The 17316-nt window shown below is 58.7% G+C and carries 13 protein-coding genes and 2 tRNA genes; 3 read left to right on the top strand and 12 right to left on the bottom strand.

Annotated features, from left to right (window positions below; all coding sequences use genetic code 11):
• Window positions 1-81 precede the first annotated feature (81 nt).
• The 3 genes from pgi (at window position 82) to TU79_RS15265 (ending at window position 5877) form a co-directional block, all read left to right on the top strand.
• Complete coding sequence (gene pgi, locus TU79_RS15275; RefSeq protein ID WP_057008742.1) at window positions 82-1746, top strand: glucose-6-phosphate isomerase; 1665 nt, start codon at window positions 82-84, stop codon at window positions 1744-1746.
• Window positions 1747-1839: 93 nt separating this feature from the next.
• Window positions 1840-2856, top strand: a complete 1017-nt coding sequence (locus TU79_RS15270; protein ID WP_057008741.1) for a class I SAM-dependent rRNA methyltransferase — start codon at window positions 1840-1842, stop codon at window positions 2854-2856.
• A gap of 87 nt (window positions 2857-2943) precedes the next feature.
• The gene (locus TU79_RS15265) at window positions 2944-5877 is read left to right on the top strand and encodes a DUF748 domain-containing protein (protein WP_057008740.1); all 2934 of its coding nucleotides are present in this window, start codon (window positions 2944-2946) and stop codon (window positions 5875-5877) included.
• A gap of 214 nt (window positions 5878-6091) precedes the next feature.
• On the opposite strand, the gene TU79_RS15260 is transcribed toward TU79_RS15265, so the two are convergent.
• The 12 genes from TU79_RS15260 to tpiA form a co-directional block, all read right to left on the bottom strand.
• The gene (locus TU79_RS15260; RefSeq protein WP_057008739.1) at window positions 6092-6712 is read right to left on the bottom strand and encodes a BON domain-containing protein; all 621 of its coding nucleotides are present in this window, start codon (window positions 6710-6712) and stop codon (window positions 6092-6094) included.
• A 296-nt stretch (window positions 6713-7008) separates the two neighbouring features.
• Window positions 7009-9114: a polyribonucleotide nucleotidyltransferase gene (pnp, locus tag TU79_RS15255; protein WP_057008738.1), complete on the bottom strand. Its 2106-nt coding sequence runs from the start codon at window positions 9112-9114 to the stop codon at window positions 7009-7011.
• A gap of 194 nt (window positions 9115-9308) precedes the next feature.
• A complete protein-coding gene (gene rpsO, locus TU79_RS15250; RefSeq protein WP_003176135.1) occupies window positions 9309-9578 on the bottom strand; it encodes a 30S ribosomal protein S15 in 270 nt (89 codons plus the stop codon).
• A 115-nt stretch (window positions 9579-9693) separates the two neighbouring features.
• Window positions 9694-10611 (bottom strand): tRNA pseudouridine(55) synthase TruB, encoded by a 918-nt coding sequence (truB, locus tag TU79_RS15245; RefSeq protein ID WP_027605370.1) that lies wholly within the window; start codon window positions 10609-10611, stop codon window positions 9694-9696.
• A 3-nt stretch (window positions 10612-10614) separates the two neighbouring features.
• Window positions 10615-11010 (bottom strand): 30S ribosome-binding factor RbfA, encoded by a 396-nt coding sequence (rbfA, locus tag TU79_RS15240; RefSeq protein WP_003176137.1) that lies wholly within the window; start codon window positions 11008-11010, stop codon window positions 10615-10617.
• 159 nt (window positions 11011-11169) lie between these two features.
• The gene (infB, locus tag TU79_RS15235) at window positions 11170-13686 is read right to left on the bottom strand and encodes a translation initiation factor IF-2 (RefSeq protein WP_003235024.1); all 2517 of its coding nucleotides are present in this window, start codon (window positions 13684-13686) and stop codon (window positions 11170-11172) included.
• A 27-nt stretch (window positions 13687-13713) separates the two neighbouring features.
• Window positions 13714-15195, bottom strand: coding sequence for a transcription termination factor NusA (nusA, locus tag TU79_RS15230; RefSeq protein ID WP_003235027.1), 1482 nt, complete (start codon window positions 15193-15195; stop codon window positions 13714-13716).
• A 47-nt stretch (window positions 15196-15242) separates the two neighbouring features.
• Window positions 15243-15701, bottom strand: a complete 459-nt coding sequence (rimP, locus tag TU79_RS15225) for a ribosome maturation factor RimP (protein ID WP_003235029.1) — start codon at window positions 15699-15701, stop codon at window positions 15243-15245.
• Between the two features lie 140 nt (window positions 15702-15841).
• Window positions 15842-15918: transfer RNA gene (locus TU79_RS15220), tRNA-Met, on the bottom strand.
• A 96-nt stretch (window positions 15919-16014) separates the two neighbouring features.
• Window positions 16015-16100, bottom strand: a tRNA-Leu gene (locus TU79_RS15215).
• A gap of 22 nt (window positions 16101-16122) precedes the next feature.
• A complete protein-coding gene (secG, locus tag TU79_RS15210) occupies window positions 16123-16506 on the bottom strand; it encodes a preprotein translocase subunit SecG (protein ID WP_003235031.1) in 384 nt (127 codons plus the stop codon).
• Between the two features lie 4 nt (window positions 16507-16510).
• Window positions 16511-17266, bottom strand: coding sequence for a triose-phosphate isomerase (gene tpiA / locus TU79_RS15205; protein WP_057008737.1), 756 nt, complete (start codon window positions 17264-17266; stop codon window positions 16511-16513).
• Window positions 17267-17316 lie beyond the last annotated feature (50 nt).

The raw sequence follows: 17316 nt of genomic DNA, 5'->3' as shown, positions 1-17316 counted from the left end.
CAATTGTTGCGACAAGACTGGACGTTCCGGGCTTTGAAGTGTCCTAAAGGCAGTCCCCGTAATAAAAGGAAACCCGCAGCGATGGCGTACTACCGCACTCCTCATGACGTTACCGCGCTGCCCGCCTGGCAAGCGCTCACTCAACATCGCCAAGCCATGCAGGATTTCAGCATGCGCGAAGCCTTTAATGCCGATCCGCAGCGCTTTTCCCAGTTCACCCTGAGCAGCTGCGGGCTTTTCCTCGATTACTCGAAGAACCTGATCACCAGCCAAACCCGTGACCTGCTGGTGGGCCTGGCCGATGAAGTGGGCCTCAAGGACGCGATCAACGCGCTGTATGCCGGCGAACCGGTCAACTCGTCCGAGGGTCGCCCTGCCCTGCACACCGCCCTGCGTCGCCCGGTGGGCGACAAGCTGTCGGTCAACGGCGTGAACATCATGCCGGACGTGCACAAGGTACTGAACCAGATCACTGACCTGGTCGGCCGCATTCACGACGGCCTGTGGCGCGGCTACACCGAGAAGCCGATCACCGACGTGGTGAACATCGGCATCGGTGGTTCATTCCTCGGCCCGGAGCTGGTCTCCGAGGCGCTGTTGTCCTACGCCCATAAGGGCGTGCGCTGCCACTACCTGGCGAATATCGACGGCAGCGAGTTCCACGAGCTGACCATGAAGCTGCGCGCCGAGACCACGCTGTTTATCGTCTCGTCGAAATCGTTCAACACGCTGGAAACCCTGAAAAACGCCCAGGCCGCCCGCGCCTGGTACCTGGCCCAGGGTGGCTCAGAGGCCGAGCTGTACCGCCACTTCATCGCCGTGTCGAGCAACAACGCCGCAGCGGTGGCCTTTGGTATCCGCGAAGAAAACATCTTCCCGATGTGGGACTGGGTCGGCGGCCGTTATTCGCTGTGGTCGGCCATTGGTCTGCCCATCGCCCTGGCCATCGGCATGTCCAACTTCAAGGAACTGCTGTCGGGTGCCTACACCATGGACCAGCATTTCCTGACCGCACCGTTCGAGCAGAACATGCCGGTGCTGCTGGGCCTGCTGGGCGTGTGGTACGGCAACTTCTGGGGAGCGCAAAGCCATGCGATCCTGCCGTACGACCACTACCTGCGCAACATCACCAAACACCTGCAACAGCTGGACATGGAATCCAACGGCAAGAGCGTGCGCCAGGACGGCACACCCGTGGCCACCGACACCGGCCCGGTCATCTGGGGCGGCGTGGGCTGCAACGGCCAGCATGCGTACCACCAGTTGCTGCACCAGGGCACCCAACTGATTCCGGCCGACTTCATTGTGCCGATTGTCAGCTTCAACCCGGTGTCCGACCACCATCAATGGCTCTACGCCAACTGCCTGTCGCAGAGCCAGGCACTGATGCTCGGCAAGACCCGCAGCGAAGCCGAGGCCGAGCTGCGCGACAAAGGCGTCGCAGAGGACGAAGTGCAGAAGCTGGCCCCGCACAAGGTGATCCCGGGCAACCGTCCGAGCAACACCCTTGTGGTCGAACGCATCAGCCCGCGTCGTCTCGGCGCGCTGGTGGCTATGTATGAGCACAAGGTGTTCGTGCAGAGCGTGATCTGGGGCATCAACGCCTTCGACCAGTGGGGTGTGGAGCTGGGCAAGGAGCTGGGCAAGGGCGTTTACAACCGCCTGACCGGCGCCGAAGAAACCTCGGCCGAAGACGCGTCCACCCAAGGCCTGATCAACTACTTCCGCGGTCGTCATCGCGGCTGATACCTGCCTCAACGCGACCCCGGCCTGCTCAGGCCGGGGTTAGCTGTTAAACTCCCCGCCCCTGTTTTCCTCATTTACAGCAAGGCGCGCTCCATGTCCCCCCTGAACCAGGCGCTGCGCGCCGCCCTCGACCATCGCCAAGACCTGATCAACGAACTGCACGCCCAGGACACCGACTGCTATCGGCTGTTTCATGGCAGCCAGGAAGGCGCCGGCGGCCTGACTATCGACCGCTATGGCCCGCAATTGCTGGTGCAAAGTTTTCATCAGTCGCTGGACACCGCAGACCTGCTGGACCTGCATCAGCAGATCAATCAGTTCATGGGCCTGGAGTTGCTGCTGGTGTACAACGACCGCTCCCGTGGCAACTCGCGCATCGACCGTGAAGACGCGGTGTATCGCGCCGAGTCGGCGGCGCTGGAGGATCTGATCGGCCACGAATGGGGCCTCAATTATCGCGTACGCGGGCGCCACGCCGGGCAGGACCCGCTGTTGTTCCTGGACCTGCGCAACACCCGTGGCTGGGTCAAGGCGCACAGCGCCGGCAAAAGCGTGCTGAACCTGTTCGCCTACACCTGCGGTGTTGGCTTGAGCGCGGCGGCCGGCGGTGCGCGCGAGGTGTGCAACCTGGACTTTGCCGAGGGTAACCTGGCGGTCGGTCGCGAGAACGGTCTGCTGAACCCGCAATTGCCAACCATGGAATTCGTGCAATCCGATTACTTTCCGGCGATTCGTCAGTTGGCCGGCCTGCCGATTACCCAGCGGCGCGGTCATACACTGCCAGCTTACCCGCGCCTGGAGCAACGCCAATACGACCTGGTGCTGCTCGATCCGCCCGCGTGGGCCAAGAGTGCGTTCGGTACGGTCGATTTGTTGCGCGACTACCAGAGCCTGCTCAAGCCGGCGTTGCTGGCAACCGCCGACAATGGCGTGCTGATCTGCTGCAATAATTTGGCCAAAGTGGGCATGGACGATTGGCGTGAGCAGGTGCTGCGCTGTGCCGAAAAAGCCGGGCGGCCGGTACGTGACTGGCAAATCATGACGCCGGGAGCCGACTTTCCATCGCAGGATCAACAGCCTCCACTGAAGACCCTGATCCTGCAGTTGTAGTCCTTTTCCCAATAGGCCCGGTGCTTCGGAACCGACAACCCGTGCCATACTCCAAGGCACTCCTCTTCGAGATAGATGGCGTCGCCCATGTCCAAAGGATTGATCCGCGCCATTGGCGCACTGCTGACCGCACTGGCTCTGTACAGCTTGCTGGGTTTTCTGATTTTGCCGGGTATCGCGCTTCGTATCGCCAACCAGCAACTGGCCCATTACGCCACGGTGCCGGCAAGACTGGAACGTATCGAACTCAACCCGTTCAGCCTGGAAGTGACAGCCTGGGGCTTGAAAATCGGCGAACCGGGCAAGGAGCAGGTCGGTTTTGAGCGCCTCTATGCCAACCTTCAGCTCGACAGCCTGTGGACCCGCGCGCTGCACCTGGCGGATGTGCAGTTGGACCAGCCCAAGACCGAGCTGCTGTTCGACAAGTCCGGCACGCTGAACCTGGCGCAGCTGTTCAAGCTGCCGCCCAGCGAGCCCACCCCGACAGACCCGGACGCCAAGCCATTCCCCCTGCGTATCGACAGCGTCAAGCTGGCCGGTGGCTACGTGCACTTTCAGGACCTGCGTCCCAGCGAACCCATCGAATTCCTCTACGACAAGCTCGACTTCGAGCTGAAAAACCTCAGCACATTGCCTGAAGACAATGCCGACATGACTCTGGTGGCCGCCGGCCCTGCGGGCGGGCAAATCGACTGGAAGGGCAATTTCAGCCTGGTGCCCATCACCTCTGAAGGCACCTTGAAAGTCACCGATGGCAAGATGAAAGCCTGGTGGCCCTATGTGCGTGACGCCTTGCCGCTGGTGCTGGAAGACGGGGTGCTGAATTTCGATACGCATTACACCTTCAGCCTGGCCAAGGAAACCGAACTCAAACTGACCAACACCACGGCCAGTATCGCGCCATTTGCCATCAAAGCCCCGGATGGCCGGCCGCTGGTGCGCCTGGAGCGTCTGGACGTGAGTGACACCACGGTCGACCTGGCCAGGCAGCAAGTGGTGGTTGGCAAAATCCGCAGCAACACGCTGGAAACCTGGGCCGCCCGCGAAGCCGATGGACAACTGGACTGGCAGAAACTGTTCGCCAGCCAGCCGAACAAACCGGCCAGGGCGCCAGAACCCGCCAGCGCCCCGGCGACGGCCGACTCGCCCAAGCCCGCCCCTGCAGCACCAAGCAAACCGTGGCAAGTGCTGCTCAAGGACGTGCAACTGCGCAACTACCAGGTACATCTGGCTGACCGTCAGGCTCAACCCGCCGTCGCGCTGGAGCTGGGCCCGCTGAACGTCGATGTGCAGAACTTCGACAGCCTCAACCAGAAACCCTTCACCCTCAAGCTCGACAGCGGCCTGGGCAAGCAGGGCAAACTCCAGGCCAGCGGTGAGGTGAACCTCAACCCGGTCAGCGCCAGGTTGAAGGTGAACACCCAGGATATCGACCTGCGGGTGGCGCAGTCCTACATCAGCCCGTTCATCCGCCTGGAACTGCGCAGCGGCATGCTCGGCAGCAACCTGGATGTAAACCTCACCAGCACCGATCCGCTGAAGCTGCAGGTCACCGGCCGGGCGCAGGTCGACCAGTTGCACACGCTCGACACCCTCAAGACCCGTGACTTTCTCAAATGGCAGCGCCTGGTGCTGGAAGGTGTGAATTATCAGCACGGCGACAGCCTGTCCATCGACAAAGTCAACCTGCTGCAGCCCTATGCGCGCTTCATGATCAACGATGACCGCACCACCAACATCGATGACCTGCTGATTCCGCAGCCGGCCGACAATGGCGCCAAGTCGTCGGCCAAGCCGGCAGCGAGCAAAGACAATCCGCTGGCCATCCGAATCGGCCAGGTGGCGATCAATGACGGTTCGGCCAACTTTGCCGACTTCAGCCTCACGCCCAACTTCGCCACTGCCGTGCAGCAGCTCAACGGGCAAATTGGCACGATTGACAGTCGCCAGGGCAAACCGGCCAGTGTCGACATCAAGGGCAAGGTGGACCGCTACGCACCAGTCACCATCAAGGGCAGCGTGAACCCGTTTGATCCGATGGCAGCGCTGGACATTGCCACCAGCTTCAAACGTGTCGAGCTGACCACGTTGACGCCCTACTCCGGGAAATTCGCCGGTTTCCGCATTCGCAAGGGCCGCTTGAACCTCGACTTGCACTACGTGATCACCAAGGGCCAGCTGAAGGCTGAGAACAAGGTGGTGGTCGAGCAATTGCAACTGGGTGAAAAGGTCGACAGCGCCGATGCCGTGGACCTGCCGATTCGTCTGGCGATTGCGCTGCTCAAGGACACCAACGGCAGAATCTCCCTCGAGTTACCGGTGAGCGGCGACTTGAATAATCCACAGTTCAGCGTGATGCCGATTGTGTGGCAGACCCTGCGCAACCTGGTTGCCCGTGCGGCCACCGCGCCGTTCAAGTTCATTGGCGGGCTGGTGACGGGCGGCGGTTCGGAGGATCTGGGCAGTGTGTCGTTTGCGGCAGGCTCCAGTGACTTGGACAAGAATGCCGAAGGCGCGCTGAACACGCTCGCCAAGGCCTTGAAGGAACGCCCTGCCCTGCGCCTGGAAATTGAAGGCACGGCGGCAGCCAGCAGCGACGGGCCGTTCCTGGCACAGGAGCGTCTGGAGCGTGAGTACCAATACAACTACTACAAGATTCTGCAGCGCCGTGGCGACAAGGTTCCCGCCCAGGCATCACTGCTGGACGTACCGGAGAAGGAAAAGGCGCCATTGCTTGAAGGCATCTATCGCACGCGTCTCAAGCAGCAACCGCCCGCTGAATGGAAAGGCTTGAGTGACGCCGAACGCGCGGCAAAACTGCGCGACGGTGTGCTCAAGTTCTGGAGCGCCAGTGATGTGTTGCTGCGTCAGCTGGGTCAGGACCGAGCCAGTACCATCAAGGATTACCTGGTGGACAAGGGACAGTTGGAAGATGACCGGGTGTACTTCATCGACACTCAACTGGGGCAGGCAGAGAAAGATGGCCGCGTGGTCACACCGATGCATCTGGATGCCGAGTGACCTGAAACCCTGTAGACCCAATGTGGGAGGGCGCAACCCCCTTCCACTTTTTTTGATTTGGGTACATCAGCCCCACAATAAAACAGGCCCCGGCACAAGTGCCGGGGCCTGTAATGACCACATCCGTGTGGTCGGTCGCATGAACTCCAGGGTGCGTTGGGTGGATATCTGACTCACCCGCCGCCGCCATCCAGTTCAGCTGAACCGTTGAGCGTTACTCTGCTTTCAGGCCATCAGCCGAAACAGCTTTAACGCCTTTGATTTTCTTGGCGATGTTCACAGCAGTGGTTTTCTGAGCTTCAGTCACCGCTACGGTGGAAGACAGGGAAACTACGCCTTTGTTGGTTTCGACTTTGATGTCGGTACCAGGAATGCCTTTCTCGGTTACCAGATCAGCTTTGACTTTGGTAGTGATCCAAGTGTCGCTGGTAGCGCCTTTGGCGTCATGAGCTGCGCCTTTGGTCTTGTCGATGTTGTCTGCTTTGGTAGCGCCGCCAGCCAGCAGGCCGTCAGCGGAAACAGCATTCACACCTTTGATTTTCTTGGTGATGGCTACAGCGGTCGCTTTCTGCGAGTCCGAGATAGCTACCTTGGAGGACAGGGAAACCACACCTTTGTTGGTCTCAACCATGATGTCCGAACCTGGGATGCCTTTTTCAGTCAGCAGGTCAGCTTTGACTTTGGTGGTGATCCAGGTGTCCGAAGTAGTCTCTTTAGCCTGGGTCATTTCACCGGCGGCCAACGTCATCGGGGCTTGGGAAGTCTGAGCAAAGGCTACGTTAGCACCCATGGCCAGAGTCAGAGCGGTAGCAGTAGCGAAAGCGAACTTCTTCATACGAGTAACTCCTGTTTTATTAAAAGTCTGCGGCGCGTAAACCTAGATGCTGCAGCGTTAATGGGGATATTGCAGGCAGTGTGCCAAGTTGCCGCAAGGTATTAAATCCTTTAAAAACAATGGGTTATAAAACCTCTCTTTTCCCGGAATCGTGCAACTTGCATGAAGACGGCCGGATCTGCATGCAAGTTGCGGCTTTTGTCCGTGGTGCTAAACGCCTGATCACGCTTAACTTTTATGGGCCCATAAAAAAAGGACTCCGAAGAGTCCTTTTTCAGCGTGAAGCCTGGGGGTGATTAGACGCCCGAGGCCTTGGCTGCTGCAACGTCCTTGATGGACAGCTTGATACGGCCGCGGTTGTCCACGTCCAGTACCAGCACTTCCACTTCCTGGCCTTCTTTCAGAATATCAGTCACTTTCTCCACGCGAGCATCGCTGAGCATGGAGATGTGAACCAGACCGTCTTTGCCCGGCAGGATGTTGACGAATGCGCCGAAGTCGACGATGCGCTCAACCTTGCCGACGTAGATCTTGCCGATCTCGGCTTCGGCAGTGATGCCCAGAACGCGCTGACGCGCAGCCTCTGCAGCTTCCTTGGATTCGCCGAAGATCTTGATCGAGCCGTCGTCTTCGATATCGATCGAAGCCTTGGTCTCTTCACAGATCGCACGAATGGTCGCGCCACCTTTACCGATGACATCACGGATTTTGTCGGTGTCGATTTTCATCGCGATCATGGTCGGAGCATTTTCCGACAGCTCGGTGCGCGACTGGCCAATGATCTGGTTCATCTGGCCGAGAATGTTCAGGCGCGCTTCCAGGGCTTGGCCCAGGGCGATCTCCATGATCTCTTCGGTGATGCCCTTGATCTTGATGTCCATCTGCAGCGCGGTCACACCTTTGGCGGTACCGGCTACCTTGAAGTCCATGTCGCCCAGGTGATCTTCGTCACCCAGGATGTCGGTCAGGATGGCGAACTTCTCGCCTTCTTTAACCAGACCCATGGCGATACCGGCAACCGGTGCCTTCATCGGCACACCGGCGTCCATCAGCGCCAGGGAAGCACCGCAGACGGATGCCATGGAGCTGGAACCGTTCGACTCGGTGATTTCCGATACAACACGGATGGTGTACGGGAACACGTCGGCGGCCGGCAGCATCGCAGCGATCGAACGACGGGCCAGACGGCCGTGGCCGATTTCGCGACGACCAGCGCCACCCATGCGACCACACTCACCGACCGAGAACGGCGGGAAGTTGTAGTGCAGCATGAACGGGTCCTTTTTCTCGCCTTCCAGGGTGTCCAGCAGCTGTGCGTCACGGGCAGTACCCAGCGTCGCAACGACCAGCGCCTGAGTTTCACCACGGGTGAACAGGGCCGAACCGTGCGTCTTCGGCAGCACGCCAACTTCGATGTTCAGCGGGCGTACGGTGCGGGTGTCACGGCCGTCGATACGTGGCTTGCCGTTAACGATGTTTTCGCGAACGGTGCGGTATTCGATTTCGCCGAAAGCGGCTTTGACTTCGCTGGACGAAGGCTGGCCTTCCTCACCGGAGAGCTTGGCAACAACCTGGTCCTTCAGCTCGCCCAGGCGAGCGTAACGATCGGCCTTGACGGTGATGGCGTAAGCCTGGGAGATCGCGTCACCGAACTCCGAGCGGATAGCGCCCAGCAATTCTGTGGCTTCCGGCGCAGCAGCCCAGGTCCAGGTCGGCTTGGCAGCTTCGGCGGCCAGTTCGGTGACAGCCTTGATGACAGCCTGGAATTCGTCATGAGCAAACAGTACCGCGCCCAGCATCTGGTCTTCGGTCAGTTCTTTGGCTTCCGATTCAACCATCAATACGGCTTCGGACGTACCGGCAACGACCATGTCCAGGCTCGAAGCTTTCTGTTGCTCGTAGGTCGGGTTCAGCAGGTAGCCGGTGCTTTCGTGGAAAGCAACGCGGGCGGCGCCGATCGGGCCGTCGAACGGAATGCCCGAGATAGCCAGGGCAGCCGAGGTACCGATCATCGCAGCGATGTCCGGATCGGTCTTCTTGCTGGTGGAAACAACGGTGCAGACAACCTGCACTTCGTTCATGAAGCCTTCGGGGAACAGCGGACGGATCGGACGGTCGATCAGTCGGGAAGTGAGGGTTTCTTTCTCGGAAGGACGGCCTTCACGCTTGAAGAAACCACCAGGAATCTTACCGGCAGCGTAAGTTTTTTCCTGGTAGTGAACGGAAAGAGGGAAGAAGCCTTTGCTTGGGTCAGCGGTCTTGGCGCCAACAACGGTCACCAGTACGGTAACGTCGTCATCAACGGTAACCAGCACTGCGCCGGAGGCTTGACGGGCGATACGGCCTGTCTCGAGGGTAACGGTCGACTGACCGAACTGGAATTTTTTGATAACCGGGTTCACGGTGTCCTACCTTCTTTGTGGCTCTTGGGGAACTTGTCTTCTTGCGAAATTCTTGGGCAATGTCGGGAATCGGCCCAACGCCTGTCCAGGGTAAAACGTGTATCCAGATAAAACTTGAGGCTGGGAGCCTGCCATGGGCCAGCGGGAATCCCACTGACACACGGCAGACAACCAACCTCTAGCGCAATCGCTTGTTAGCGACGCAGACCCAGGCGACCGATCAGAGCCTGATAACGACCCAGATCCTTGCCTTTCAGGTAGTCCAGCAGCTTACGGCGCTGGTTTACCATGCGGATCAGACCACGACGGGAGTGGTGATCTTTACCGTTGGCCTTGAAGTGACCCTGCAGCTTGTTGATGTTGTGGGTCAGCAGTGCAACTTGCACTTCTGGCGAACCAGTGTCACCAACAGCTTGCTGATAGTCAGCTACGATTTGTGCTTTTTCTTGAACGTCGAGAGCCATGAGGCAATCCTTTTTTCAGGAGACCACCCAAAGGGCAGTCTCAACAGGCCAGGGACAAATCCCTGTATCTAAAAATGAGTGTTGACCATGCCTGTTAACAGCCACACTCGTTCGGTCATTCTGACCGAATCAGTCGACGCGGCGCTATGCGCCCGTCTTCGCTCACTTCACCGATTCCGATGAAACGACCGTTGTGATCCTGTACCCGCACCATGCCGAACTTCGGAGCATCCGGGGCACGTACCGGCTGGCCGTTGAGCCAGTAGAACGCGCTGTGCTCCGAGAAGTGCAGCAATGGCCAATCGAGCAAACCGCTGTCCGATGGCATCAGGAAGCGATCAACCGCTTCGTTGCCGCCTTCGGCGTGAACCGCTTCCAGCTCTTCCAGCGTGACCGTCTGAGCCAGACTGAACGGGCCGGCCTGGGTGCGTCGCAGTTCTGCCACGTATGCACCGCAACCGAGCTGTTCACCAATATCTTCCACCAGGGTACGGATATAGGTGCCTTTGCTGCAGTCCACGGCCAGGCGTGCGGTGTCGCCTTCACAGGCGAGCAATTCCAAGCGCGCAATAGTAACAGAACGCGGTTCGCGCTCCACTACTTCGCCCGCGCGTGCCAACTTGTAAAGAGGCTGGCCATCACGCTTGAGGGCCGAGTACATCGGCGGTATCTGGCTGATTTGCCCGCGAAAAGCGGGTAAAGCTGCCTCGATATCAGCACGACCAACGGTCACATCACGCACCTGCAGAACATCGCCCTCGGCATCGGCCGTGGTGGTGGTCTTGCCCAGCTGCATCAGGGTTTCGTAACCCTTATCCGAATCGAGCAGGTATTGCGAGAACTTGGTGGCCTCGCCAAAGCACAACGGCAACACGCCGGTGGCCAGGGGATCGAGGCTGCCGGTATGCCCGGCCTTTTCGGCATTGAGCAACCAGCGAACCTTCTGCAAAGCGGCATTGGAGGTAAAGCCAATGGGCTTGTCGAGCAGAATGATGCCGCTGACGTTGCGACGGATACGTTTGACCTGAGCCACCGCTTACTCCTTGGCGTCTTCAGGTGTGGACGGGTGCTGGCTGTCTTCCGCCACGGCGCGCTCGATCAGTGCCGAAAGGTGCGCACCACGCACGACGCTTTCGTCGTAGTGGAAGTGCAACTGAGGCACACTGCGCAGCTTCATTTCGCGGGCCAACTGCATGCGCAGGAAGCCTGCCGCAGAGTTGAGCACCTTGATGCTCTGCGCGATTTCTTCACTGTTGTCCTGCCCCATCACGGTGATGAAGATCTTGGCGTGACCCACGTCACGACTGACTTCAACGGCAGTGATGGTGACCAGGCCGACACGCGGGTCTTTGACTTCGCGACGGATCAATTGAGCCAGCTCGCGTTGCATCTGATCGCCGATACGCTGGGTACGGCTGTATTCTTTTGCCATGACTTGTTACCTGTTACTGCCACACGGTGAAACCCGTGGGGTCTGAAAGCGGCAAACGCCCGGCCTGACAAAAGCCAGACCGGGCGTTGCGTTTAGAGTCCGGACGCTGCGCGGGGCATTTGCATGCCCACACGCCGCGTGGCTCCTGAAGTGCGCGAGTCAGAGGCTGCGAGCAACCTGAACCTTCTCGAAGACTTCGATCTTGTCGCCAACCTTGACGTCGTTGTAGCTCTTGACGCCGATACCGCATTCCATGCCGGCACGTACGTCGGCAGCGTCGTCCTTGAAGCGGCGCAGGGATTCCAGCTCGCCTTCGAAGATAACGATGTCATCACGCAGTACACGGATTGGACGGTTACGGTACACGGTACCTTCAACCACCATGCAGCCGGCGATCGCGCCGAATTTCGGCGAGCGGAACACGTCACGCACCTCGGCGATACCCAGGATGTTCTCCCGAACGTCGCTGCCAAGCATGCCGGTAAGGGCTTTCTTGACGTCTTCGATGATGTCGTAGATGACGTTGTAGTAACGCATGTCCAGGCCTTCCTGCTCGACGATCTTGCGAGCGCCAGCATCGGCACGCACGTTGAAGCCGAACAGTACAGCGTTGGAAGCCAGTGCCAGGTTGGCGTCGGACTCGGTGATACCACCGACACCGCCACCGACAACGCGCACTTGCACTTCGTCGTTACCCAGGCCATTCAAGGCGCCGTTCAACGCTTCGAGGGAACCACGAACGTCAGACTTGAGGACGATGTTAAGCGTCTTCTTCTCTGCCTGACCCATGTTCTCGAAGATGTTTTCCAGCTTGCCGGCGTGGGCACGGGCCAGTTTGACTTCGCGGAACTTGCCTTGACGGAACAGAGCCACTTCACGGGCTTTCTTCTCGTCGGACAGCACGCTCATCTCGTCGCCAGCGTCCGGGGTACCGTCCAGGCCGAGGATCTCGACTGGAATGGAAGGACCAGCTTCCTTGATAGGCTTGCCGTTCTCGTCGAGCATGGCACGTACACGGCCATAGTTCGAACCGACCAATACCATGTCGCCTTGACGCAGGGTGCCGTCCTGAACCAGAACGGTTGCAACCGGGCCACGACCTTTGTCGAGACGCGATTCAACCACAACACCACGACCCGGGGCCGACGGGGTTGCTTTCAGTTCCAGAACTTCAGCTTGCAGCAGAACAGCTTCGAGCAGTTCGTCCACACCGGTACCGACTTTCGCCGAGACCGAGACGAATGGCGTATCACCGCCCCACTCTTCTGAAGTCACACCGTGAACCGACAATTCGCTGCGGATGCGATCAAGATCGGCGCCCGGCTTGTCGATTTTGTTCACCGCAACCACCAGTGGAACACCGGCAGCCTTGGCGTGCTGGACCGCTTCAATGGTCTGCGGCATCACGCCGTCGTCCGCTGCAACGACCAGAATCACGATGTCGGTCGCCTTGGCACCACGGGCACGCATTGCGGTAAACGCGGCGTGACCCGGGGTGTCGAGGAAGGTGACCATGCCGCGTTCGGTTTCAACGTGGTACGCACCGATGTGCTGGGTGATACCGCCGGCTTCGCCAGCAGCAACCTTGGCACGACGGATATAGTCGAGCAGGGAAGTCTTGCCGTGGTCAACGTGACCCATTACGGTCACGACGGGCGCACGGGAGAACGTCTCACCTTCAAACTTCAGGGACTCGGCCAGGGAATCTTCCAGGGCGGTGTCGCTGACCAGGGTCACTTTGTGGCCCAACTCTTCAGCCACGAGCTGAGCAGTTTCCTGATCAAGCACCTGGTTGATAGTGGCTGGGGTACCCAGTTTGAACATGAACTTGATGATTTCAGCCGCCTTGACCGACATCTGATTGGCGAGGTCGCCAACAGTGATGGTCTCGCCGATCTGCACATCACGCACGACAGGGCCGGTTGGGCTCTGGAAACCGTGGGCATTGCGTTTCTTCAGCTTGGCCTTGCCGCGACCACCACGACGGAAGCCATCGCTTTCTTCGTCGGTAGTACGTGGGGCAACGCGTGGCGCAGGCGCTTTCTCTTTGACCGAGGCACGATGTGGAGCGTTTTTGCGCTCGCCATCGCCACCACCGCTGCGACGATTGTTGTCGTCGGCACGTGGTTTGTCCGGACGACGAGGTTCGTCGCGCTTGCGAGCGTCGGCTGCCGGAGCAGGCGCGGCGGCAACCGGAGCGGCCTCACGCACAGCTTCAACAGGCGCAGCAACCGCGTCAGTGGCAGCAGGTTGCGCAGCAGCAGGCTGGCGACGCGCTTCTTCTTCGGCGCGACGCTTGGCTTCTTCTTCAGCCTTCTGACGTGCAGCATTTTCTACCGCGCGACGTTCTTCCAGATCGCGTTTGCGCTCGGCTTCGATTTCTTCCGGGCTGCGCTGTACGAAGACTTTCTTCTTGCGTACTTCAACGCTGATGCTCTTGCTACCCGCAACACGCAGGGTGCTGGTGGTTTTGCGCTGCAATGTAATCTTGCGCGGTTCTTCCACTTTCGCCTTGTGGCTGCTCTTCAAGTGAGTCAGCAAAGACTGCTTCTCACTATCGCTCACACCTTCGTCGGCGGCGGTGTGCGGCAGACCTGCCTCACGCATCTGCTGCAACAGGCGCTCTACCGGTGTTTTGACCTCATCGGCCAGTTGTTTCACCGTGACTTGCGTCATGCACTTCTCTCCTCAGGCCGCGCCTAATTACTCGAACCAATGGGCTCGGGCGGCCATGATCAACTTGCCGGCACGATCTTCGTCAATGCCGTCGATGTCGAGCAGATCGTCAATAGACTGCTCGGCCAGGTCTTCGCGGGTAATTACGCCGCGCACCGCCAGTTCCATCGCCAAATCCTTGTCCATACCCTCAAGCGAGAGCAGGTCTTCGGCCGGATGGGCGTCTGCCAGCTTTTCCTCAGTAGCGATGGCTTTAGTCAACAAACGATCCTTGGCCCGAGCGCGAAGCTCGTTGACGGTGTCTTCGTCAAAGCCGTCGATGTTGAGCATTTCTTCCAACGGTACGTAGGCAATCTCTTCCAGGCTGGTGAAGCCTTCATCCACCAGCACCTGCGCCAGGTCTTCATCGACTTCCAACTCTTCGATAAAGTTTCGCAGGATGTCACCGGTTTCAGCTTGCTGCTTAGCCTGGATGTCCGATTCGGTCATCACGTTCAGGGTCCAACCGGTCAGTTGGCTGGCCAGACGCACGTTCTGTCCACCACGACCAATGGCCTGAGCCAGATTGTCTGCGCCAACGGCGATGTCCATTGCATGGGCATCCTCGTCAACGATAATTGCCGCCACTTCAGCCGGCGACATTGCGTTGATGACGAACTGGGCCGGGTTATCGTCCCACAGCACGATATCAACACGCTCACCGCCCAACTCACCCGACACTGCCTGTACGCGCGAACCACGCATACCGATGCAAGCGCCCTGCGGGTCGATACGTTTGTCCTTGGAACGGACCGCGATCTTGGCGCGCGAACCCGGATCGCGGGACGCTGCCATGACTTCGATCAGACCTTCGGCGATTTCGGGCACTTCGATACGGAACAGCTCAATCAGCATCTCCGGCGCGGTACGCGACAGGATCAGCTGAGGGCCGCGGTTCTCGGTGCGAATTTCCTTGAGCAGTGCACGCAAGCGCACACCCACACGGAAGGTTTCGCGCGAAATGATGTCTTCACGGGCCAGCAACGCTTCGGCGTTGTTGCCCAGGTCAACGATCACGTTGTCGCGGGTAACTTTTTTGACGGTGCCGGAGATGATTTCACCCAGGCGCTCGCGATAGGCGTCAACGACTTGAGCGCGCTCGGCTTCGCGAACCTTCTGCACGATGACCTGTTTAGCGGTCTGTGCAGCGATACGGCCGAACTCGATCGATTCGATCTTTTCTTCGACGACATCGCCTACGTTGGAGCCAGGATGCGTTTCGGCAACCTTGCTCGGCCAGGTTTCGATGGCCGGATCATCAAGATCGGCCTCTTCAACAACTGTCCAGCGACGGAACGTCTCATAGGCACCGGTGTGGCGGTTGATTTCCACACGCAGATCAACTTCGTCTTCAAAACGCTTTTTGGTAGCAGTGGCCAGGGCCAGCTCCAGCGCTTCAAAAATCACGTTTGCCGGTACACCCTTTTCATTGGATACCGACTCAACAACCAGCAGTACTTCTTTGCTCATCGTACGCCTCGCCTTTCGCAAGCCATTGGATCCGCGGGATCCGCGTCTCAGTCAAAACTGGGAATAATGTTGGCCTTGTCGATCATATCGATCGGCAACAGGAACTCATGGTCTTCTACCTGCACCACGACATCCTGTTCTTCCACACCGCGCAGAAGGCCCTGAAAGTTGCGTCGCCCTTCGAACGGGGAACGCAGCTTGATCTTCACTTGTTCACCGGCAAATTTTGCAAACTGATCAATAGTGAACAGTGGGCGTTCCATGCCTGGCGAGGAAACTTCGAGGGTGTATTCAACGGAAATCGGATCTTCAACATCCAGCACACCGCTGATCTGACGACTGACAATGGCACAATCGTCCACCAGCACGCCGCCCTCTTTATCGATATAAACGCGCAACATTGAGTGGCGACCTTGAGCCGAGAACTCAATACCCCAGCATTCATAGCCCAGGGCCACGACCACCGGGGCCAGCAAGGCCTGCAACTCTTCTAGCTTGCTCGACACCTGAACCCCCTCGTGCATGTATGTGCATGCTGTGCAAAATAAAAAAATGGGCGAAACGCCCATCCTTGAAACGCCGTCGAACAGCGGCGTTGAAAGTGTCCAGCTAACAAAAAGCCCCTTAAAAGGGGCTCCGCTAAAACTGGTTGCGGGGGCCGGATTTGAACCGACGACCTTCGGGTTATGAGCCCGACGAGCTACCAGACTGCTCCACCCCGCGACAAAGCTGGGGCGGAAGTATACGACCGATCCCTTACAGGGTCAATGTAACCTTCCACCTACAAAAAAGCCCGCAACAGCGGGCTCTCCTGATAATTGGTACCGAGAAGGGGACTCGAACCCCTACACCCTATGGGCACAACCACCTCAAGGTTGCGTGTCTACCAATTCCACCACCTCGGCAATACAGCGTTTACAACCCTTCTTACTTCTGCTCTTGAGCTGGAGGCACGTCAGTCGCTGGAGTAGCCGACTTTTGCTCTTGAAGCACCGGGACATCATCAGAAGCCGGTTTCGCTTTTGGTACTTCCAACACTGCCGGGTTTGGCAAACCTGCCTGAGTCAGCACATGAGCTTTCTCTTTAGCAAAGTAACCTAACCCCAAGCTGGTTATGAAGAAACCGGCGGCGAGTATAGCAGTAAACTTACTAAGAAAGGTAGAGGAACCTTGGCTTCCGAACACAGTATTTGAAGCACCTGCACCGAAAGACGCACCAGCATCCGCACCTTTGCCCTGTTGCAGCAAAACCAGGGCAACTACGCCCAGAGCAGCCAACAGATGAAAAACGACTACGACTGTTTCCAGCATTTTTTCAGTTTCCCGCGGCGCGACAGATCGCACCGAACTCATCTGCATTCAGGGACGCTCCACCAATGAGCCCCCCATCGATATCCGGCATGCCGAACAGTTCGACCGCATTGGCCGCCTTCACGCTGCCGCCGTATAGAAGACGCACACCTTGTGCGACTTCAGAATTCTTTTCCGCCAGCTGCGCACGAATGGCTGCGTGCACATCCTGCGCCTGTTGCGGTGTAGCAGTCAGCCCGGTGCCAATGGCCCAGACCGGCTCGTAGGCAATGACCGCGCTTGCGAACGCATCAACACCCAGCTCGCCAATGATGCTATCCAGCTGACGCGAGACAACTTCAATCGTCTTGCCCAACTCACGCTGCTCGAGGGTCTCCCCTACGCAAAACACCGGAATCAAGCCACTGGCCTGCGCCGCTGCGAACTTGCGATTGAGCATCTGATCGCTTTCGCCCATCAACTGACGACGCTCTGAGTGCCCGACCAGCACATAGGCGCAACCCGCATCAATCAACTGACTCGGCGCTACTTCACCTGTCAGCGCACCTTGTCCGGACTGCACCGCAGCGTTCTGCGCGCCCACCTGAATCGACGTGCCTTTCAAGCCATCAACCACTTGGCTGACGTGCAACAAAGGCGGGAAAACCGCGACATCGACACCGCCAGGCAGGGCCAACTCACGGAGGCCGTCGATCAGCTCAGCGACACTGGCGCGGGTACCGTGCATCTTCCAGTTACCAGCTACCATCGTGCGACGCATGCTGTACCCCGTCGGTCAAAGTGGGCGCAGATGTTACCCAACCACACCAT

This window comes from Pseudomonas trivialis, from assembly GCF_001439805.1.
Taxonomy (GTDB): Bacteria; Pseudomonadota; Gammaproteobacteria; order Pseudomonadales; family Pseudomonadaceae; genus Aquipseudomonas; species Aquipseudomonas trivialis.
Note: the sequence above shows the minus strand (reverse complement) of the source record. Positions and strands in the feature narration are given on the sequence as shown.

Excerpts from the sequence above, each read along its gene's own strand:
- tpiA (WP_057008737.1), bottom strand. The coding sequence starts at position 17,266 with ATGCGTCGCACGATGGTAGCTGGTAACTGGAAGATGCACGGTACCCGC.
- TU79_RS15270 (WP_057008741.1), top strand. The coding sequence starts at position 1,840 with ATGTCCCCCCTGAACCAGGCGCTGCGCGCCGCCCTCGACCATCGCCAA.
- TU79_RS15265 (WP_057008740.1), top strand. The coding sequence starts at position 2,944 with ATGTCCAAAGGATTGATCCGCGCCATTGGCGCACTGCTGACCGCACTG.
- infB (WP_003235024.1), bottom strand. The coding sequence starts at position 13,686 with ATGACGCAAGTCACGGTGAAACAACTGGCCGATGAGGTCAAAACACCG.
- rbfA (WP_003176137.1), bottom strand. The coding sequence starts at position 11,010 with ATGGCAAAAGAATACAGCCGTACCCAGCGTATCGGCGATCAGATGCAA.
- rpsO (WP_003176135.1), bottom strand. The coding sequence starts at position 9,578 with ATGGCTCTCGACGTTCAAGAAAAAGCACAAATCGTAGCTGACTATCAG.
- TU79_RS15260 (WP_057008739.1), bottom strand. The coding sequence starts at position 6,712 with ATGAAGAAGTTCGCTTTCGCTACTGCTACCGCTCTGACTCTGGCCATG.
- nusA (WP_003235027.1), bottom strand. The coding sequence starts at position 15,195 with ATGAGCAAAGAAGTACTGCTGGTTGTTGAGTCGGTATCCAATGAAAAG.
- secG (WP_003235031.1), bottom strand. The coding sequence starts at position 16,506 with ATGCTGGAAACAGTCGTAGTCGTTTTTCATCTGTTGGCTGCTCTGGGC.
- pgi (WP_057008742.1), top strand. The coding sequence starts at position 82 with ATGGCGTACTACCGCACTCCTCATGACGTTACCGCGCTGCCCGCCTGG.